The 19,225-nt window shown below is 68.9% G+C and carries 13 protein-coding genes and 8 pseudogenes; 10 read left to right on the top strand and 11 right to left on the bottom strand.

Features of this window, described 5'->3' with window-relative positions:
* Positions 1-61: 61 nt before the first annotated feature.
* The 3 genes from ABZ659_RS02290 to ABZ659_RS02280 form a co-directional block, all read right to left on the bottom strand.
* Complete coding sequence (locus ABZ659_RS02290) at positions 62-991, bottom strand: carbohydrate ABC transporter permease (protein WP_258039668.1); 930 nt, start codon at positions 989-991, stop codon at positions 62-64.
* Positions 981-1,835, bottom strand: coding sequence for a sugar ABC transporter permease (locus tag ABZ659_RS02285; RefSeq protein WP_360212497.1), 855 nt, complete (start codon positions 1,833-1,835; stop codon positions 981-983). Before ABZ659_RS02285 ends, ABZ659_RS02290 begins: the two co-directional genes overlap by 11 nt.
* A 140-nt stretch (positions 1,836-1,975) precedes the next feature.
* A complete protein-coding gene (locus ABZ659_RS02280) occupies positions 1,976-3,265 on the bottom strand; it encodes an ABC transporter substrate-binding protein (protein ID WP_360212495.1) in 1,290 nt (429 codons plus the stop codon).
* Between the two features lie 185 nt (positions 3,266-3,450).
* On the opposite strand from ABZ659_RS02280, the gene ABZ659_RS02275 reads away from it, so the two are divergent.
* Together ABZ659_RS02275 and ABZ659_RS02270 are read left to right on the top strand one after the other, a co-directional pair.
* Complete coding sequence (locus ABZ659_RS02275) at positions 3,451-4,500, top strand: LacI family DNA-binding transcriptional regulator (RefSeq protein WP_360212493.1); 1,050 nt, start codon at positions 3,451-3,453, stop codon at positions 4,498-4,500.
* Between the two features lie 221 nt (positions 4,501-4,721).
* Positions 4,722-6,077, top strand: a complete 1,356-nt coding sequence (locus tag ABZ659_RS02270; protein ID WP_360212491.1) for an MFS transporter — start codon at positions 4,722-4,724, stop codon at positions 6,075-6,077.
* Positions 6,078-6,184: 107 nt separating this feature from the next.
* Here the strand turns inward: ABZ659_RS02270 and ABZ659_RS02265 are convergent, their stop codons facing one another.
* A complete protein-coding gene (locus tag ABZ659_RS02265; RefSeq protein ID WP_360212489.1) occupies positions 6,185-6,571 on the bottom strand; it encodes a DUF302 domain-containing protein in 387 nt (128 codons plus the stop codon).
* Between the two features lie 142 nt (positions 6,572-6,713).
* Here ABZ659_RS02265 and ABZ659_RS02260 point away from each other — a divergent pair, with 142 nt between their 5' ends.
* From ABZ659_RS02260 to ABZ659_RS02245, 4 genes are all read left to right on the top strand, one after another.
* Positions 6,714-8,081, top strand: coding sequence for an MBL fold metallo-hydrolase (locus tag ABZ659_RS02260; protein WP_360212487.1), 1,368 nt, complete (start codon positions 6,714-6,716; stop codon positions 8,079-8,081).
* Between the two features lie 36 nt (positions 8,082-8,117).
* A complete protein-coding gene (locus ABZ659_RS02255; RefSeq protein WP_360212485.1) occupies positions 8,118-8,483 on the top strand; it encodes a rhodanese-like domain-containing protein in 366 nt (121 codons plus the stop codon).
* Positions 8,480-9,223 carry a sulfite exporter TauE/SafE family protein gene (locus tag ABZ659_RS02250; protein WP_360212483.1) on the top strand — a complete coding sequence of 248 codons (744 nt, stop codon included), beginning with the start codon at positions 8,480-8,482 and terminating at the stop codon, positions 9,221-9,223. The genes ABZ659_RS02255 and ABZ659_RS02250 overlap by 4 nt, the downstream gene beginning before the upstream one ends.
* A 176-nt stretch (positions 9,224-9,399) precedes the next feature.
* A complete protein-coding gene (locus tag ABZ659_RS02245; protein ID WP_360212481.1) occupies positions 9,400-9,975 on the top strand; it encodes a rhodanese-like domain-containing protein in 576 nt (191 codons plus the stop codon).
* Positions 9,976-10,542: 567 nt separating this feature from the next.
* Here the strand turns inward: ABZ659_RS02245 and ABZ659_RS02240 are convergent.
* The 4 genes and pseudogenes from ABZ659_RS02240 to ABZ659_RS02225 form a co-directional block, all read right to left on the bottom strand.
* Positions 10,543-10,722, bottom strand: a pseudogene (locus ABZ659_RS02240) (metal-sensitive transcriptional regulator); the annotation flags it as partial.
* Between the two features lie 185 nt (positions 10,723-10,907).
* Entirely contained in the window at positions 10,908-11,831 is a 924-nt protein-coding gene (locus tag ABZ659_RS02235) for a TIGR00341 family protein (RefSeq protein ID WP_360212479.1), read from the bottom strand.
* Positions 11,832-12,185: 354 nt separating this feature from the next.
* Positions 12,186-12,802, bottom strand: a pseudogene (locus ABZ659_RS02230) (response regulator transcription factor).
* A pseudogene (locus ABZ659_RS02225) lies at positions 12,799-13,000 on the bottom strand (sensor histidine kinase); the annotation flags it as partial. The pseudogenes ABZ659_RS02225 and ABZ659_RS02230, both read right to left, overlap by 4 nt.
* A 707-nt stretch (positions 13,001-13,707) precedes the next feature.
* Between ABZ659_RS02225 and ABZ659_RS02220 the strand changes: the two are divergent.
* From ABZ659_RS02220 to ABZ659_RS02205, 4 genes and pseudogenes are all read left to right on the top strand, one after another.
* A pseudogene (locus ABZ659_RS02220) lies at positions 13,708-14,105 on the top strand (hypothetical protein).
* Positions 14,102-14,597: pseudogene (locus tag ABZ659_RS02215) on the top strand (hypothetical protein); the annotation flags it as partial. The pseudogenes ABZ659_RS02220 and ABZ659_RS02215, both read left to right, overlap by 4 nt.
* 269 nt (positions 14,598-14,866) lie before the next feature.
* The gene (locus ABZ659_RS02210) at positions 14,867-16,180 is read left to right on the top strand and encodes a DUF4365 domain-containing protein (protein WP_360212477.1); all 1,314 of its coding nucleotides are present in this window, start codon (positions 14,867-14,869) and stop codon (positions 16,178-16,180) included.
* Positions 16,177-17,628, top strand: a complete 1,452-nt coding sequence (locus tag ABZ659_RS02205) for a hypothetical protein (RefSeq protein WP_360212475.1) — start codon at positions 16,177-16,179, stop codon at positions 17,626-17,628. Before ABZ659_RS02210 ends, ABZ659_RS02205 begins: the two co-directional genes overlap by 4 nt.
* A 161-nt stretch (positions 17,629-17,789) precedes the next feature.
* Here ABZ659_RS02205 and ABZ659_RS02200 read toward each other — a convergent pair.
* From ABZ659_RS02200 to ABZ659_RS02190, 3 pseudogenes are all read right to left on the bottom strand, one after another.
* Positions 17,790-18,049: pseudogene (locus ABZ659_RS02200) on the bottom strand (hypothetical protein).
* A 46-nt stretch (positions 18,050-18,095) separates the two neighbouring features.
* Positions 18,096-18,808 (bottom strand): annotated as a pseudogene (locus ABZ659_RS02195) (ABC transporter ATP-binding protein).
* Positions 18,805-19,174: pseudogene (locus tag ABZ659_RS02190) on the bottom strand (iron chelate uptake ABC transporter family permease subunit); the annotation flags it as partial. The pseudogenes ABZ659_RS02195 and ABZ659_RS02190, both read right to left, overlap by 4 nt.
* Positions 19,175-19,225 lie beyond the last annotated feature (51 nt).

The raw sequence follows: 19,225 nt of genomic DNA, 5'->3' as shown, positions 1-19,225 counted from the left end.
CTCCGGTTGATACGTCGGATCTGATATGTCGGATCTGATATGTCGGGACGGGACGACAGGGCTATTTGATGCCGGAGTTGGCGAAGCCCTGCACGAAGTACCGCTGGGCGAGCAGGAACAGCGCCACCATCGGGACGGTGGCGAGCGTTGTGCCGGCCATCATGTAGGCCCAGGCGTTCTGGTCGGCCTGCTGGAAGGCGGACAGTCCCACCTGGATGACGCGCAGGTCGGTGTCGGTCGTGATGATCAGCGGCCAGAGGAAGTTGTTCCAGCTGCTCTCGAAGGTGAGCAGGCCGACGGTGGCGATGGCCGGCTTGACCAGGGGTGTCATCACCCGTGCGTAGATGCCGAACTCCCCCATGCCGTCGATGCGTGCGGCCTCCTCCAGTTCGCGTGGCAGCGAGAGGTAGAACTGCCGGAAGAGGAAGATGGCGAAAGGAGTGAGCGCGCCGGGAATGATGAGACCCCACCACGAGTCGAGCCAGCCGTGGCCGCCCCTGCCCAGGTAGTCGTTACCGCCGAAGAACGGGATGCCCTTGGCGATCAGGTACTGGGGCACGATCTTGGTGTACGTCGGAATCATCATCGTGGCCAGGACGCCCATGAAGATCACGGTGCTGCCCCGGAACGGGATACGGGCCAGCGCGTATCCGGCCATGGAGGCCAGCGCCAGGTTGAGCGCGGTGTGCCCGATCGAGATGAACAGGCTGTTGCGGAAGTAGGTACCGAAGGGGGCGTACTCGAGGGCCTCGGGGTAGTTGTCCCAGTCCCAGATCCGGGGCAGCAGCCCCGGGGGGTAGGAGGCCAGGTCGGGGTCGGTCTTGAGCGAGGTGACGATCATCCACAGAAAGGGGATGGCCATCACCAGCGACACGGTGGCGAGCACCAGGTGCAGTGCCACGCGCCGCAGTCGCCGGGTCAGCAGCGGTCTGCCTGTGCGCGGAGGCACCGCGGTGGCGGCGCCGGCGGCGGCGAGCTTCTCAGCGGACATCCTCTTCCTTTCCGGTGAGACGTCGGCTGATCAGCATGAGCACCAGCAGGAAGGCGAACAGCACCACGCTCTGCGCGCAGGCCGCGCCCATGTTGAACTCCTTGAACGCCGTGCGGTAGATCTCGTACGTCATGACCGTCGTCGAGTTGCCGGGCCCTCCGTCGGGCGTCAGCACGTACAGCTGGTCGAACGCCTGGAAGGAGTCGATGATCGACACCACCAGGACGAAGAACGTCGCCGGTTTCAGCAGCGGCAGGGTGATGGAGAAGAACTGCCGCACCTGTGAGGCGCCGTCGATCCTCGCCGCCTCGTACACGTCGTTCGGCATGGCCTGCAGCGCGGCCAGGTAGATGAGCATCTTGATGCCGATGCCCTTCCAGATGCTCACCACGATCACGGCGGTGAGCGCCCAGTCGGGGTCGGCCAGCCAGACCGGCCCGTCGATGCCGACCCAGCCGAGCATGGTGTTCACGACGCCGAGCCGGGGTTCGAACATCCACATCCACACCAGGGCGATCGCCACGGTCGCGGTGACGTGCGGCATGAAGACCGCCGTCCGGTACCAGGCCGACCCTCGCATCTTCACGTTGAGCAGGAGCGCCAGGACGACCGCGATCGCCATGGCCACCGGCACGGTGAAGAAGGTGAAGACGACGGTGTGCCAGATGGACGAGTTCCAGGTCGGGTCGCCGAAGATCTCCTGGAAGTTGTCCAGACCGTTGAAGGTGACCGTGCCCGCGAGGATGTCGTAGTCGGTGAACGCCAGGGCGAAGGTGGCCAGGACCGGGAGGCCGATCCACCACACGAGATGGATGACCGAGGGAGCCAGCAGGAGGAGGGCCACCCGGCGTCGTTCGTGTCCGAACTTCCGTTTACGCCCGGGCCGTTCGCTGCGCGGCATCGACGTCGGCGATCTGGTAGATCGATGCACTGCGGAAGGGCGCCGACTTGTCGTTTCTGCGGCCGGATGACTGGGCACGAGGGTCACGCCCCCTTGGCGATGATGGCCTCGGCCTTCTCGGCCAGTCCCCGCAGGGCGTCGGCCGGACTGGACTTGCCGAGCAGGGCGCTCTCCAGAGCCGGCTTGAACTCCTCCCGGATCTCCAGCCAGGTCGGCACGCCGCCCTCGGAGAAGGCGTGGTCCAGGTTGTCCACCGCGAACGAGACGAGCTTGTTGCTCCTCACGTATTCGGAGTCCGCCGCGCTGAGGACCGCGGGAATGTTGCCGCGCTGCTCGGCCGCCTGCGGCGACACCTTCTCCCCCGACAGGAACTCCACCAGGGCCTTGGCCTGCTCGGGATACCGCGTCTTGGCCGACAGAGTGGCCAGCGTGCCGCCCTGGAACAGCGCCGGACGCTGCTGGTTCAGCATGAAGCCGGCGATCTTGTCCTCGGCGATGAGCTCCGGCGCGCTCTCGGACACCTGCCGCCACATGTCGTTGTGCCCGACCATCATCGCCGCCCGGCCCTGGACGAGGGGAGCGACGACCGCCCCCTTCTGGGTGAAGCCGTAGTCCTCGATCTTCTCCGTGCGGATGATGTCGACCATCCACTGGAGAGCGTCCACGGCCTCGTCCGAGTCGAAGACGGGCTTGCCGTCGGCGAACAGGTCGGCGCCGTGCGCCCACATGACGGGAAGGTAGGTCTGGCGCAGGTCGTTGCTGAGGATGTCCACGCCGGCCCGCGTCAGCTTGCCGCCCTTGCGGACGGTCAGTTCCTTGCCCATCTCCTTCAGCTCGGTCAGGTCCTTCGGCGGCGCGTCGATCCCCGCCTCGGCCAGGATGTCCTTGCGGTAGATACCCATACGGGTGTCGAGCAGGATGGGGCGGGCGTACGTCTTGCCCTCGTAGATCCCGGGCTGCACCACACGCGGGTTGTACAGGCGCTCCAGCTCTGACTGACTCGTCCCGAGATCGGCGAGCACACCCTTCTCGACGAAGGGCGGGATCCAGCCGACACCCATCAGCATGACGTCGTAGGGCTGTCCCCCCACGATCGATGTGGCGAGCTTCTCGTTGAGCTTCCCGTACTCCGTGTAGTCCACCTGGACACTGACGCCCGGGTGATCCTTCTTGAAGTCAGCGAGCAGCGAGGTGAGCAGCTTCTGCCCGTCCGCCCGGTCGAAGATCGGGGTGAGCAGCCGCAGGGAGGCGTCACCGCCGCCCTCCTTCTGGGGTGCGGGACCGCCGCAGGCGGACAGTGCGGCGCCTGCCGCGGTGGCGGCACCCAGTCCGAGGAGTCTTCTTCTGGAGAGGGGCGACGTACGTGGGCGCATAGGAGACTCCCGGCTGAGAGGTACGTGCTGAGCAGGTGACGAACTTGCGTTTTGATTAGTGCATCGATTTACTGGTGTTTCGATGCACGAGACTAGGAACGGCAGTACGGGCTGTCAACAGAGCGGAAACATTTGGTGTCCGATTCACAGGGAGAGGGTCAGTGGCCGGGGTAACGATCTACCAGGTGGCACAGGAAGCGGGGGTCTCCCCGAGCACGGTCTCCAACCTGCTCAACGGCCGGACCGGCAAGATGCTGCCCGAGACACGGTCCCGGGTGGAGTCGGCGATCCGGCGCCTCGGCTATCGCCCCAACCGCGCCGCCCAGCAGCTGCGCACCGGCCGGATCCAGATGCTCGGCCTCATCGTGCCGTCGGTGGCCAATCCGTTCTGGGGCACGTTCGCCCGGCATCTCGAAGCGGCGGCGCTGGCAGAGGGCTTCTACATGCTCCTGTGCAACAGCGAGCGAGACCCGGAACGGGAGCGTCGCTACGTGGAGGAGCTCTGGGGCGACGGCATCGGCGGGGTCGTCCTGTGCTCGTCCCTTCCCTCACTCGACCATGTGAAGCCCACCGTCGAGGCCGGACTGGGCCTCGTGGCCTTCGACCGCACCGCCCAGCCCGGTGATCCGCACCGCGCGGTGAACATCGGGACCGACAACGTTCTCGGCATGCGCCTGGCGACGGAGCACCTGCTGGCCCTGGGGCACACGCGCCTGGCCTTCGTGTCGGGCTCGATCGGGAGTGTCAACCGGGCCGAGCGCTACAGCGGTTTCCGGCAGGCCCTCGACGCCGCGGGCCTCCCCCGGTCGGCCGGCATCGTGTGGTCGGGAGCCGACACGGTGGACTTCGACGACCGGGACGCCGCCGAACTCGGACGTGTCGCCGCGCTGGAGATCCTCTCGGCGCCCCGTCCCCCGACCGCGATCGTCGCCATCAACGACATGTGCGCGCTCGGCGTCGTCGCGGGCGCCAGGGAGGCGGGTCTGGTGGTTGGCAGCGACGTCTCCGTCACCGGCTACGACGACATCATGCTCGCGGGCATGGCCATGCCGGCGCTCACCACGGTGCGGCAGCCGGTGGAGGAGATGGCGGCCACCGCGTTCGCCAGGTTGCGCCAGGTCATGGACGGTGACGGCGGTGAGACCGGTCAGTCCATCCTGCACCGGCCCACCCTGGTGGTCCGCGACTCGACCTCGGCGCCCGCGATGTCCCCGGGCCGCGTCTCCTCGCCGTGACCGGACCCGCGGCTCTTCACCACCGCAACCGCATGCGCGTCCGGTGACCTCGCACGACGCGGCATGACGGGCCGACACCCAACAGCCGACGGGTGGGCCCTGCCGCTGTCGGCCCCCGTTCAAGTGCGGACACCGTCGGTGTCCTCGGTGGCGCCGGAGCCGCGCACCGGTGCGGAAGTCCTGTCGGCCCCCATCGGACGACGACCAGGAGGCGAACCCGATTGAGTACGGAACCCGGAACCGGTTCCGCCCCCACATCAGACACCCGCGATCCGCACGGCCCCCTCTCGCCCAGAGCCCCGCTGCTGTCCGCGCTGAAGGTGCGGAACTACCGCCTCTTCTTCCTCGGCCAGGTCGTCTCCAACAACGGCACCTGGATGCAACGCATCGCCCAGGACTGGCTGGTCCTCGGTCTCACCGGCTCGTCGACCGCCGTCGGTGTCACCACCGCTCTGCAGTTCCTGCCCCTGCTGCTCTTCGGCCTGTACGGCGGCGTACTCGTCGACCGCCTGCCCAAGCGCCCCATACTCGTCGCCACCCAGGTGGCCATGGCCCTCACCGCGCTCGCGCTCGCCGTTCTCACCCTGACCGGCCGGGTCCATGTCTGGCATGTGTACACCGCCGCGTTCGCCGTGGGCCTCGCGACCGTGCTCGACAACCCCGCCCGCCAGTCCTTCCTCTCCGAACTGGTCGGCCCGGAACTGCTGCGGAACGCCGTGGGCCTCAACTCCGCCAACTTCCAGTCCGCCCGGCTGATCGGTCCCGCCGTCGCGGGTCTGCTAATCACGGGCCTCGGCACAGGTTGGGCGTTCCTCCTCAACGGCGTGTCCTTCGCCGCACCCCTGGCCTGCATGATGCTGATGCGGCGCCGCGAACTGCACCCGGTCGAGCGCGCCCCGAACGGAAAGGGACAGCTGCGCGAGGGTCTGCGTTACGTCGCCGGCCGCCCCGACCTGGTCTGGCCCATCGTCCTGGTCGGCTTCTTCGGGACCTTCGCCCTCAACTTCCCCGTCCACCTCTCCGCCTTCGCCGATGACGTCTTCCATGCCGGTGCGGGCGCCTACAGCCTCTTCAACACCCTCGTCGCGACGGGCTCCCTGGCAGGCGCGCTGCTCGCCGCCCGACACGAGAGAGCACGGCGAAGGCTGCCCTTCCTCGCCGCGCTGGCCTTCGGCGCACTGGGGACCGTGGCCGCCGTGGCACCGACCCTGTGGAGCTTCGCGCTGCTCCTGGTCCCCATGGGCCTGTTCGCCATGGTCGTCAACGTCACCACCAACGCCACCATGCAGACCTCGACCGCCCCGACATTCCGAGGCCGGGTCACGGCGCTGTACATGATGGTCCTCCTCGGCGGCGCGCCTCTGGGCGCTCCGGTGGTCGGCCTGGTCACCGACACGTTCGGCGCCAGGCTCGGCCTCGGGGCGGCCGGCGCGGTGGCGGCTGTCACCGCGACGGCGACCGGCCTTCTCCTGGTCAGGGCCGCCGGTCATCGGCTCGCGTTCGGGTGGAGCCGCCGCGTCCCGCGGGTCCGGGTCGTGCCCCGAAAGGCCGGCGAGGGAGCCGACCTGCCCGCGTGACCGGCGCCCGCCCACCGGCGGAACGGACGCTCGGTCCCCTTCGACCACGCCCTGCGCGCCGTACCCGCCGACCGGTGCGGACCACCCGTCGGCCGGGCGCGGCAAGATCAGCTGACGGCGTTCAGGGCTGCGTCAAGCCGGGCTGTGGCGTCGGCCGCCACCGGCTCCAGGGCGGCCAGGCCCGTGAGGGTGACCATGGTGCCCGGGTCGAGGGCCTGGACGAGCGTGGTGTCCCCGTCGCGGCGGACGACGACGTTGCAGGGCAGGAGCAGGCCGATGGAGCGGTCGGCTTCCAGTGCCTGGTGGGCGAGCGGCGGGTTGCAGGCGCCGAGGATCAGGTAGTCCTCCATGTCGTGGCCGAGCTTGGCCTTGAGGGTGGCCTTGACGTCGATCTCGGTGAGGATGCCGAAGCCCTGATCGGCCAGGGCCTTGCGTACGGCGGAAACGGCCGTGTCGAAGTCGGCGTCGAGACGGACGGTGCGGTCGTAGGGCACGGATACTCCCGGATAGTGCGGAACGCTTGCTTCCCCCATACCCCGCTGGGTACCCGCAGGGTGCGAGGCGATGCCTTGAGCGGGGTGATTCCCCAGCATGGAATACCCCCCGGGGTAAAGTATCCGAGAGGAGTCGTGAGCCGTGTTCTTCGTCGACACCCTGGAGTTCGAGGGTCTGGGCAACCGCAGCTATCTGGCCGGCGGACCCGGCGCCGCGGTGGCCATCGACCCGCCGCGCGACATCGACCAGGTCGTCGCCGCGGCGGCCCGCCGGGGGGTGCGTATCGCCTTCGTGGCCGAGACCCACCTACACAACGACTACGTCACCGGCGGCCTGGAGCTGGCCCGCGTCACCGGCGCCCGATACCTGGTGCCGGCCGGGGCACAGGTGTCCTTCGACCGCACCCCTGTCGCCGACGGCGACACCGTCACGGTGGACGAGGGCCTGGTGCTGCGGGCGATCGCCACCCCCGGGCACACCCCGCACCACACCTCCTACGTCCTGGAAGAGGACGGGCGTGGCGTGGCGGCGTTCACCGGCGGCTCGCTGCTGATCGGCACGGTGGGCCGCCCTGACCTGGTCGAACCAAGGTTGACCGAGCAGCTGGCCCGGGCTCAGTACGCCTCCGCCCACCGCCTGGCCGCCGAGCTGGACGATGAGGTGCCGGTGCTGCCCACCCACGGGTTCGGCAGCTTCTGCTCCTCCTCCCAGGCCGAGGGGGACGCGACCACGATCGGCAAGGAACGCACCAGCAACGACGCGCTGACCCTGGACGTGGACACCTTTGTTCAGCGGATGCTTGCCGGGCTGGAGGACGTGCCCGCCTACTACGCGCACATGGGTCCGGCCAACGCCGCGGGCCCCGCACCCGTCGACCTCACCCCGCCGAGGCGTGCGGACGCAGGCGAGATCGCCTCCCGGCTGGCCGCGGGCGAGTGGGTGGTGGACCTGCGCAGCCGTGTGGCCTTCGCCGAGGGGCACGTGGCCGGATCGTTCAACTTCGAGGGCGAGGGCAAGCTCGCCACCTACCTGGCCTGGCTGATCCCATGGGGCAAGCCCGTCACCCTGCTCGCCGACACCCCGGAGCAGATCGCCGATGCGCAGCGGGAGCTGGCGCGGGTGGGCATCGACCGCCCGGCCGCCGCCGCCACCGGCGACCCGACCGGCTGGGCCCGTGAGGGTGAGCAGCTCGCTTCGTTCCCGCGGGCCCGCTTCGCCGACCTCGCCCAGGCGCGCGAGCGCGGCGACGAGGTGGTCGTGCTGGATGTGCGCCGGGACTCGGAGCGTGCGGGCGGCTACATCGAGGGCTCGGTGCACATCCCGATCCACGAGCTGCACGGCCGTATCGGCGAGGTGCCGGAGGGGACGACGGTGTGGGTGCACTGCGCGGGCGGGATGCGCGCGGCGATCGCCGCCTCCCTGCTGGACGCGGTCGGCCGCGAGGTGGTCGCCGTCGACGACGGCTTCGACGCCGCGACGGATGCCGGGCTGTCCCTGGCCTCCGGCTGATTTCCGACCGTTCCCCCGCAAGGAAGGAAGCGTGTGATGTTCCTCTTTCGCCGAAACGGGCCCCGCGTCACGGTCGACGAGGCACGCAGCCGCACCAGCGGCGAGCAGCCCGAGGCCGTCCTGCTGGATGTGCGTGAGAAGCCCGAATGGACCGCCGGCCATGCCCCGGGCGCCGTCCACGTGCCGCTGACGAAGCTGGTCGCCGACGGCATCCTGCCGGCCGAGGCGCAGGGGCGACCGCTGGTGGTGATCTGCCGCAGCGGACACCGCTCCCAGCAAGCGGCGAAGCTCCTCGCCGAGCGCGGAGCGCAGGCGGTGGACGTCGAAGGCGGCATGAACGCGTGGGCCGCTGCCGGGCACCCGGTCGTCGACGAACGCGGGAACAGCGGCCGGATGGCGTGACCGTACTTGTTCTCGCCCTCGTCGCCGGGGCCGTCATCGGTCTCGCTCTCGGAGCCCTCGGCGGCGGTGGCAGCGTCCTTGCCGTGCCGGCGCTGATCTACCTGCTCGGCTTCACTCCGGCCGCCGCCACCACAGCCAGCCTGATCATCGTCACCGCCACCTCCGTCACGGCCCTGTACGCCCACACCCGGGACGGGAACGTGGCATGGAAGACAGGGGCGCTGTTCGCCGCGGCGGGCATCGTCCCCGCCTTCCTCGCCGGGGCCGTCGCCGGACGCCTGCCCGCAGCCGTCCTGACGTCGGCGTTCGCGGTCATCGCCGCCCTGGCGGCCCTGCGCATGCTCCGCCCGTCCGCGTCCGAGCCACCGGACCGGATCCGTCCCGGCAAGGCGGCCGGCGCCGGTGCCGGACTCGGCGCCGTGACGGGTTTCCTGGGCGTCGGTGGGGGATTCCTCGCCGTGCCCGCCCTGGTGAGCGTCCTGGGACTGGCCATGCGGCGGGCGGTGGGCACCAGCCTGCTGGTCATCACGGTGAACTCCCTGGCCGCGCTCGCCGCTCGCACAGGCACCACTGGCGGGCTCCACTGGGAGATCATCGGCCCCTTCACCGGAGCCGCCATCCTCAGCGCCTGGGACGGCAAACGGCTCGCGACGAAGATCTCCGCCACCACCTTGCAGAAAACCTTTGCTGGCGTACTGCTGGCGGTGGCTGCCTTCATGCTCGTAGACGTCCTCGTCTAGCGGCCACACCGTGCCCGACGTGCTCACGTCAAGCCGCGATCGACCGCCTCACCACGCCCCTGCCCAGATCTCCGGGGGCCGTCCCTGAGCTGGCACCGCCGGTCCAGAACCGCCCTTCTTCCGGTCGCCACCGCTCGGTCCACACCACTTTCCGACAGATAAGGAAGACTCCAGCCATGACCACCCCCACCGCCCTCGCCACCGACGAGGCGCGCACCCGCCTGCACGAGCTGACCGTCATCGACGTGCGCACCCCGGGCGAATACGCCGGCGGCCACCTCCCCGGCGCGCTCAACATCCCCCTCGACCGGATCCAGCGCGCGCTGCCCGACTTCCGTCACGCCACCGAGCACGGCGACGTCCTGGTCGTCTGCGCCTCGGGCGCCCGCTCCGAGAACGCCGGCAGGATCCTCGCGGAGAACGGCGTCACCACCGCCACCCTCTCGGGAGGCACCGGCGCCTGGGCCGCCGACGGCCACGAGCTGCACCACCCGCAGGGCGCCTCACGTGCCACCTGGGGCATGGAACGGCAGGTAAGGCTCACCGCAGGAGCGATCGTGCTGCTCAGCCTGCTGCTCGGACTCGTCGTCCACCCCGCCTTCCAGCTGCTCTCCGCCGGCATCGCGGGCGGTCTGGTCTTCTCCGCCCTCACCAACACCTGCGGCATGGCCGCCCTGCTCGCCAAACTCCCCCACAACCGTCCCCGCACCGCCGACCTCCACAACACCCTGGCCGCACTGCGCAACCGCTGAGTTACGCGAGAGGGGGAGGGACAGGGATGCGGAGCCTCCCCCTCCCCCCTTTCGCTTGCCAGGGCGTGCGGCCAACGGCCCCCTACCCTCACGCGGACGGCTCAGCACCGACGGCAGTGTGGGCGTGCCCTCGAAGGCCGGGTAAGCAGCACCGAGCGCCACGTACAGCACGCCGCCGAGGGCCGACGTGCTCTACGGAGGCACCAGACCCGCCGGGAAGGTCCGGGCCTCGAAGGCAGCGCCTGCGGCCCGGATCGAGACGGACCTCCCCCAACGCCGCACGAACATCGGAACCGACACCCCCAGCGCATGGACGGCCGGCAGCGCCCCGTCCGTGCAAGGGGTCGCCTTCTACGGCCGCCACGGTCAGGGCGGAGCCGAGATCGGCGCCGCCCAGAATTCCGCCAGCTCGTACACCGTGCCCAGCGCGGACACCGACACCGCCGAGCCCGGACGGCGCCCGCCTGCCAGCGCCGTCCGCCGCGGGCCGAAGCCCTGCAACGATCTGGCGATACGCGGGCCGAGTCCCAGGGGCGGCCGGCCTTTGATGTGCAGTGACTGTCCGGCTCAGGCCAGCGAGAGAAACAGCTTCTCCAGCCGGGCTCGCATCTGTTCCCGGTCACCGGAAGCGGCCATGTCCGCATCGGTCAGGCAATGCTGAAGACCGGTGGCGATGATCGCAAAGCCCGCCTTGTCCAGAGCCCGGGACGCCGCCGCGAGCTGTGTGACCACGTCCTCGCAGTCCCGGACGACGGAGAAAGACCCTCTGCGGCATACCATCACTGCCCGGCACCGGCCCGGCACCCTCTGCCTCCGCGAGGGCGGCCAGCGCACGCGCGTCCAGGAGTGAACCTCGCTCGCAGCCGGACGGGGTGGCGCTGAAGCGCTCACACCGTGGGACCGGGACGGCTGGATGAGCCGCCGTGCGACGCTCAGTCGCCGACCACCCCGGCGTCGATGCGCCGACCACGTGACGCGTCCACCACGACGGGGATGCCGTCCGGGATGCGTCCCTCGAGCCGGTCGAGCAGAGACTCCACCGGCGGGAGGTCCTGCGGGGTGCGTACGTGGATGTACATCGTCCGGGAATTCACGTCGACGCTCGTGACGGACGCGCCAGGGGTTTCGGCGAGCCACTGCTGCGCCACGTCCCTGGTGCTGCCGGTCCATGCGTTGAGCAGGAACGTGAGCACGGTGTTGGCCGTCAGCGGAACGGTCACCGCGGCGAACAGCAAGGCCATGGCGGCGTATGCGCTGCGGGCGGGCCGTCCGGCAGCCTTGTCGGCCTCCACGCTGTAGCCGAGCGAGGCGAAGACCACCATGCCCCCGAAGACCAGGGCGAACAGGTTCGACACGAACAGCACCAGCGCGCCCAGCGCCAGCCATCCCGACAGCTGCCCCAGGCACACCCCGGCCACCACCAGGGGCGGGACGAGAGAGATGGCGATCGCGACCCCGGGCAGCACGGCGGCGACGTCCCGGCGGGCCAGCGCCACCGCGCCGGCGAAACCGGTAGCCAGGGCGGCGACCAGGTCCATCAGGCCCGGCGACGTACGCGACGAGATCTGACTGTTGGACAGCAGGTCGTAATCACTGGGGAGGGCCACCGACATCACCATCCCGACGGCGATCACCAACAGGCACGCGAGGAGTACGGTCCTGGCCGACCCGGTGCGGCGGCGCCGCACCGAGCCCAGGGCGATGCCCATGATCGGTGTGGACAGCGGCGCGATGATCATGGCGCCGATCACGGTGGCCGTCGAGTCCGTGAGCACTCCGCCGGCCGCGATGACCGACGACAGCGTCAGCATGGTCCAGAAGGCAGAACGCTTGGATGTGGTGTCCCCGGTCGACAAGTCCAGGTCCTGGCTCAGTTCGTCCAGCGAGCGGCGCTGGGAGGCTGGCAGGACACGGGTACGAACTGCGATGATCACGTTCCCAAGCAACCACGGTCAGCACGGTTTCGGTGGCAGGACACGAGCAGGGACACGTCCGGCTCGGGGCCCGGGTTCAGTGGAGGATCTTTTCCTTGGCCCGCCGGAACTCGTCGCGTCGGTGATGTCACCCCTGGAGCGGACCTCCGAGAGTCTGACGACCGGTTCGGGCCACGGGGCAGCTCCTGCGGGGCGGGGAGACTACCGTCCCGCCGGGTTGGCGGTGACGCCCTCACCCCGGATGAGACGGGACGGGGCGCCGCAAAGCGGGTGTGGTCACCGGCGGATGAGGCCGAGGTCGGTGGCAGTGGCGACCGCTGCGGTGCGGGAGTCGACGCCGAGTTCGGCGTAGACACGAGCCAGGTGGGACTTGACGGAGCCTTCGGTCAGGTGGAGGCAGTCGCCGACGGCTTGGTTGGACAGGCCGTCGGCGACCAGGACGAGGACTTCGGTCTCGCGCCGGGTCAGGGCGGTGCCCGGTGTGCGCAGCCGGTTCATCAGGCGGTCCGCGACGGTCGGTGCCAGTGTCGTGCGTCCGGCGGCGGCCGTGCGCACGGCGGCGGCCAGGTCCTCGGGCAAGGCGTCCTTGAGGAGGTAGCCGGTGGCGCCGGCCTCGATCGCGGGCAGGGTGTCGGAGTCGTAGGTGGTGACGATCAGCACGCAAGGGGCAGCCGGGCGGTGGCCTCGGCGCCGCCCATGCCCTTACCGAACTGCAGGTCCATCAGCACGACGTCGATGTCGCCTTCGGCGGCGCGAGTGACGGCGTCCTCGACGGTGGCTGCCTCGGCCACGACGAGGAGACCGGGCTCGGTCTCCAGCACGGCGCGGAGTCCGGCTCGCACGACGGGGTGGTCGTCAGCCAGGAGCAGGCGGATGGGAGTGTCATAGCTCACGGGCGGGCCTCGGGCTCGGTCTCGGTCGGCTTGAGGGGCAGCTGGGCGGCCAGGGCAGTTCCGTGGTCAGGGACGGACTCGATCGTCAGAGTGCCGCCGAGGGCCTTGGCGCGGGCGCGCATGGCGGCCAGCCCGACCGAAGCCGCCGGCCGCCGGGTCGGGGACGAGCGGGAAGGCGGGGTCGAAACCGCGGCCGTCGACCGCCGTCGACCAGATCGCCGAAGTCCACGACGGACGCTTGTCCCTCCCGACTCCGACCTGCTGATCGCCTGGAGCGGTACGCGCCGAATCGACTCCGGCCATCCGTCCTTCAGGAGCCACACCCGAAGGACGGACCGCCGCATACCTGACTGCGGCGGCCGACGAATTCACACCGTCAGCGCACCGGCACCGCACTCGAATGACGAGCCATCAGAACGAGCGTCAACCGAGCGTCGAGGTGGTCGGCTTTCCCTCGTACCGAGGAACGCAGAGACCGCACCACCATCCCCGCACGCCTACTGGAACACCTGGTCAAACAACGTTCGCTAGCAGACGACGCGCTTGACGCCTTGTACTTCGGAGAACAGGTCGAGCGCGCCCGGCCTCGCCTGAGAAACCTACAAAACCGCAGGTCAGAGCCCCTTCAGCGCAGGCTCCAAAATCGCCACGCATTCCACGTGCGACGTCATCGGAAAGATGTCGGCCTGAGCTAGTCTCGGAAAAGGCCAGGTCAAAGCCTTTTTCTCGGCTCGCTGTCCTGCGTACGGACGCCCAGAGCGTCAAACGAGCGTCATGACGACCTAGCCATCTCTCCTGGGGCGGAACTGGCTGGCACGACCAGCTCCCCCTGCGTGAGCTCGACTGCGTTCTCTGCGGACACCGGCTCGCACATCATGATCCGCACCACTTGGCCGGCCACGACAATGGAGTCCTGCCTTCCAGCCCACAGCGCCCCGATCCGCGCCAAGGGCTCTTCGGGAGCGAAGGCCGAGGATCTCGCGTTGTACCGGGAGAAGTTGCGGCGGCGCCTACCGGAGTCGCTGGCCGAGCTGCAGGGACCCACTCAGGGGGCGTGGCGCTGCCGCCGCACATGGCTTGGTCCGGGATGACTTCGTACGACCCCAGCAAGCCACGCCAGCGCATGGGCCTGCAGCGCACCGTCCTACACGAGGGCCTGCACGATGATCTGCCCCTCTATCTCAACCAGGACCTGCTCCTCCAGCTGTGGCCGATGCTGTGCACACTCGTCGGTCGCACCGTGCGCACTGTCTGGGAGGACACCTTCCCCGAGCTCGCCTCCCGCACTCGGGCAGCCTCGTGACGGACATGTCGGGGCTCCACACGTGGCTGCTGGCGGATGTGACTGCGCTCGGCTCCCCGTACACCCCTGGTCCTCACTGGCGGATACACCGTGCGGGCGCACCACCTTGTAAACCGCCCCCGCCAGGACCTCGATGTCGCCACCGACAACCCGGCGCCCGCGGCCGCCATCGCAGCCCCTCCGTAGGGTCTGGAAGCCGGGACTGGAAGGTGCAGGCGCTCGAGACCGCCCCGCTGGCCGCCCGTTTAACCGTAACCGGCCCAGCCACCGGGCAGGACGTGAGGTCGGCATTCTCAAGGAGATCTTCTGGCGGCCGTCCCCCAGAACCCGTACAGGCTTGTCCTCGCGGAGGAGGACGTGATCGGGACGAAGATCCGCGCTCTCGCCGACTGCGGAGTGCCGCGTGATCTGATCGACGTGTTCGCTGCGTGCCGCCTCTTGACCACGGCCGAACTCGAGGAGTTCGGCCGTCGCCGCGCCCGCGGCCGCTTCGCCCCAAGCCAAACAAAGGTTGATCATTCAGCAGGCCCCGCTGCCGTGTGGACCTCGAAACGTTCAGGTACCCAGCCTCCGGGTTCACTCTTCCCGAAGGACGTGCACAGGTCATTGTCAGTGGTCCCTCTTATCCTGAGTTGACTCGGACCACGCGCGAACGACGGAGGATCACTGCATGGGGTGGGACAACAAAGCGCGCCGTCGGCCGCCCAGATTCAGCAGGGCTGCGGAGCACACATGTGTGCGTTTCTCGGAGCACTGATCGGATGCCGAAGCGCAGTGTCCAGCAGCGGGCTGGGTACCGGGGTGAAGCATTCGTCGACAAGGCCGTCTCCGATGCCGGCCATGTGTGGAACGACACCAAACGTGACTTCGCCGTCGACGGGCAGATCGAGTTCGTGGATGTCGACCGGGAAGTCACCGGTGTCGCCGTCCTGGCTCAAGTGAAAGGCACAGAAGTCGGATTTCGGGGCGAGACGGCGACGGGATTCAAGTTCACGTGCAAGGCCGACCACATCGCCTACTGGCTTCGGCTGGGGCGACCAGTCGTGCTCATCTGCGTCGACCTGCGTATCCAACAAGCATGGTGGAAGCGCGTCGACACCTGGTTCGCCGACCCTGAACGCAAAGCCCGGCGGGTCGTTCAGTTCGACAAGGCCGCAGACCGCTTCGACCTCGACGCCTTCAGTCGACTGTCGGCCCTGGGCGTACCCGTGGGGGAGCCGTTGCCGCGGCTCGAAGGAAGCGAACAGCTGGTCTCGAACCTCCTCAAGGTTGAGGGCTTCGCCCCACTCATCTACGAGGCGTCCACGCCCTGTCGTGACCGCGGCGATGCCTGGGAGCGGATGCGATCGAACGGGAACCAGTTCGAGAGCGGCTTCGTCCTGGCTGCCGGACGGATCTTCTCGCTGTGCCGACTGGACGAGGGCCCGCTGGCCGTGCTCTGCGACGGGCCGGTCACCTCCGTCCTCAGTGAGGAATGGGCGACCACCGAGGACCCCGACCTGCAGCGGCGCTTCGTGTCCCTGTTGAACTTCACGCTGCGCTCCGCCCACCATCCCGAGTTGGTCTGGCATCCCACCAAGAAGGTCGTCTATATGCAGGCCCCGCCCGACCGGTCCCGCCGGAAGATCAAAGGCCGCTACCGAGGCAGCCGCGGACGCACCTTCTTCACCCCGTATTTCGGCAAGGACGACCAGACCAAGATCAGCTTCTGCCGTCACTACGCTGCCAGCCTGTACTTCCGCCGCTGGAGTGAGCAGTGGTTCTTGGAGATCAACCCCACTTACCACTTCACCATCGACGGTCACCGCGACTCCCTGTTCGACGCCGAGTACGTCCAGAAGATCAAGCGGCTGGAACGCAACAATGCCGTCTACCAGCTCGTACGCGCCTGGGCCGACTATCTGCAAGGCGATGACACCCTGTTCAGGAGCCGGGATGAGCGCATCCGATTCGGCCAGCTCCTACAGCTCGACTGCGATGCCGCCATCGACGAAAGCGTCTGGATTCCGCAAGAACCAGCGCCGAAGCCGAGCGTGAACGGGCTGGCCGAGGGACTGTGGGAGCTGCCGCAATGAAAGCACCAGTGCTTCATGAGCCGGAACTGGAGTTCCGCGCCGGAAACCGTCACATCGATCCCCGCTACGGCATCAGCGTGTTCGGACCGGCCGACGCCGACTCCCCTACCGGACCCCGTCAGATCCCCATCGCCTTGGTCGGCCCCGCCCATGCGGTCGACGGCATCCGGAGTTGGCTGCAGCGCTGCCAGGACCCAATCGAAGCGAAGGAGACGAAGCCCGGGCAGGAGAATCTTCACCAACCGTTCCCCGGTTTCAGCGGCGACTCCCCGTTCGGTGCCCAGCTCGTCTTCGACGACGCCCTCGTCCGCGAGATCCCCGAACGCCAGCTGCGCCGCCTTGCCCGCGTCGACATTGCCTCCGCCACCGCCGATGCGGTCGAGCTCTACGCCGACGCCGCCCGGTCGCTGGCCGAGACCGGGCGCTGCCGGGTCATCATCTGCGCTCGCCCTGAAGAACTGCAGGACAGAGAAGACCATCTTCCCTCGGAGGAGGTCGTGACCGACCGCCAGGAGGAACAGGGCGAGCAAGGGGCCGGAGGTGATTTCCACGACCTGCTCAAGGCCGCCGCGCTAACGCTGCCGGCCCCCTTGCAACTGATGCGCAAGGAGACTTGGACCGGGATCCCGGCCAAGACCAACGGTCAAACCGTCCGCCCGCTGCAGGACGAGGCAACACGGGCCTGGAACCTGCATACCGCCCTGTACTACAAGGCCGGTGGGACCCCCTGGCGCATGCAGCGTCACAGCTCCGACCTGGCCACCTGCTACGTCGGGGTCAGCTTCTACCGCAGCGCGAGTGGAAACGAGCTGCACACGGCCGTCGCCCAGGTGTTCAACGAACGCGGCGACGGCGTCGTCGTCCGCGGCGGAACCGCGCAGATCTCCAAGACCGACCGCCAGCCCCACCTGACGCTCTCAGACGCCCGGCAGTTGCTGCTGGACGCCCTAGCCGAGTACCGCACCACCCACGGCCACCAGCCCGCACGCATCGTCGTTCACAAGACCTCGAACTTCACCGCCAGTGAGGTCGACGGATTCCACGAAGCCGCCGACCTGCGTGAGATCGACCATGTCGACCTGCTGTGGATTCAGCGGCGCGGCGCCCCACACCTGTACCGCACCGGCCAACTCCCCCCGTTGCGCGGCACCAGCGTCCAGCTGGACGCTCGTTCCCTGCTCCTGTACACCCGCGGCTCAGTGCCGTACTTCCGGACCTACCCCGGCCTGTACGTCCCCCAGCCACTGCTGATCCGGCCCGCAACACACGGCACGGATCTACTGACCGCCGGCATGGACATCCTCGCCCTGACTAAGATGAACTGGAACAACGCCCAACTCGACGAACGTGACCCCCTCACCTTGCGCACCGCTTACCGAGTCGGTTCGATCCTCAAGCACGTCCCGCCCAATGCCCGCATCGCCACCCGTTACGCCTACTACATGTAGGCAAGGGCGCCCTCAACAGCCCGAGCATCCTCAACAGCGCTTTCGCGGCGCAGCACGCCAGGCCAGGCTTCTGTAGGCCGGAACCGGTCCGGCTTCCACGCTCAACGCGCCCTCCGGGGCGGCGTAAAGACGTATAGGTCGAGGATGTCGGGGCAGGGGCGCTACCCGGGGCCGACATCCTGGACCCTGGCAGCGATGTCCTCGGTGGCGTCGAGGTCGTTGCCGAGGTCGAGCCAGACAGGGCGGGCGCCAGCGGCGTGTGCGGCGGCGGAGGCTGGACGACGATCACGTTGGCTTATTCGCACACGTCGAGGCAGTCCGAGACGCGAACGGGGGCGTTGGCCAGGCACGCGATCTGCCAGTCGTGATCGGCTTCGGGCACCTTGGAGGTTCCCCAGCAGCAGTCCCGGCAGACAACGATGCGGAAGAGTGCCGGTGCCGCCGGGGCGTGCGCGGAACGTCGTTCTTCAGGTTGCCGTCGGGGCATCGCTCGTCGTGTTCCTCTTGCGGAGTGATCCCTCGCGGGCTGCGGGACGCAGGAAGCGGATCGCGGGGTGGCCGGGGTCGTGGGTGACCTCAGCGCGAACCCGGTAGACCTGCTCGATGAGGGCGGACGTTAGGACCTCGGTCGGGTACCTTTCGCAACAGCCTGGCCGTCGCGCAGGACCAGCAGGTGGTCGCAGTACGTCACGGGCGAGGTTGAGGTCGTGCAGGGCGAGGGCGCCGGCTATATGGGTGCACTGGCGTTCGCCACCGGACAGGGTGTGCCATAACTGGTCGACCCGGTCGGTGCGCGCGAGGGCCTCAGTGACGGCTTCCGCGTCGCCAGCCGTAGCGGGCGTCCAGGTGCACCGGTGCGGAATGCGTCCGAGGGCGACGACATCCCGGACGGTCAGTTCGGTCTGGGTGTCGGCGTGTTGTTCGACGGTCCGATGCGGCGGGCGGTGGCCCGGCGTCCGACCTCGGCGAGCGGACGTCTGTCCAGGGTCACGACTCCGGCGGTGGGAGCGAGGACCCCGGCCAGCAGACCCAACAGGGTTGCCCTTATCAAGCCGTTGGGGCCGAGGAGACCGACGGTCTCACCGGGGCGCAGAGTGAGGGTGGCATTGTCGACGACGACACTGTCTCCCACGTGCCGTACGACGCCGTCCGCGTGCAGGCTGGTCTTGCCCTTCTTCATCCTCGGTATAGCACAGCCCAGGACGCCGGTACGCCGATGAGGGACGTAACCACGCTCACCAGGACCTCCTGGGGGATCGAGGACCGCGCGGGTGCGGGTGTCGACCCGCACCAGGAAGATAACTCCGGTCAGTGCCGTGACCGAGAGCAGGCGGGCATGGCCGGAGCCGGTGAGGGCGCTCGTGGTGTGCGGGAGGATCAGGGACACGAAGCCGATCACGCCGACGCAGCTGACCAGGGCGGCGGTGAGCAGCGCGGTCGCCGAGAGCAGGGCCAGGCGGGTGCGCGCGAGCCGTACCCCAAGCCCGGCTGCAGCCTCCTCGCCAAAGGCGAAGGCGTCCAGGGTACGGACGTACTCGAGGCAGACGGCCGGGACATCGCAGCTACCACACAGCCGACGGTGCCAACCGTCGTGAGA

It is taken from the genome of Streptomyces sp. NPDC006997 (genome assembly GCF_040635175.1).
Taxonomy (GTDB): domain Bacteria; phylum Actinomycetota; class Actinomycetes; order Streptomycetales; family Streptomycetaceae; genus Streptomyces.
The sequence above is the reverse complement of the archived record's forward strand: the minus strand, read 5'-3'. Positions and strand labels throughout refer to the sequence as shown.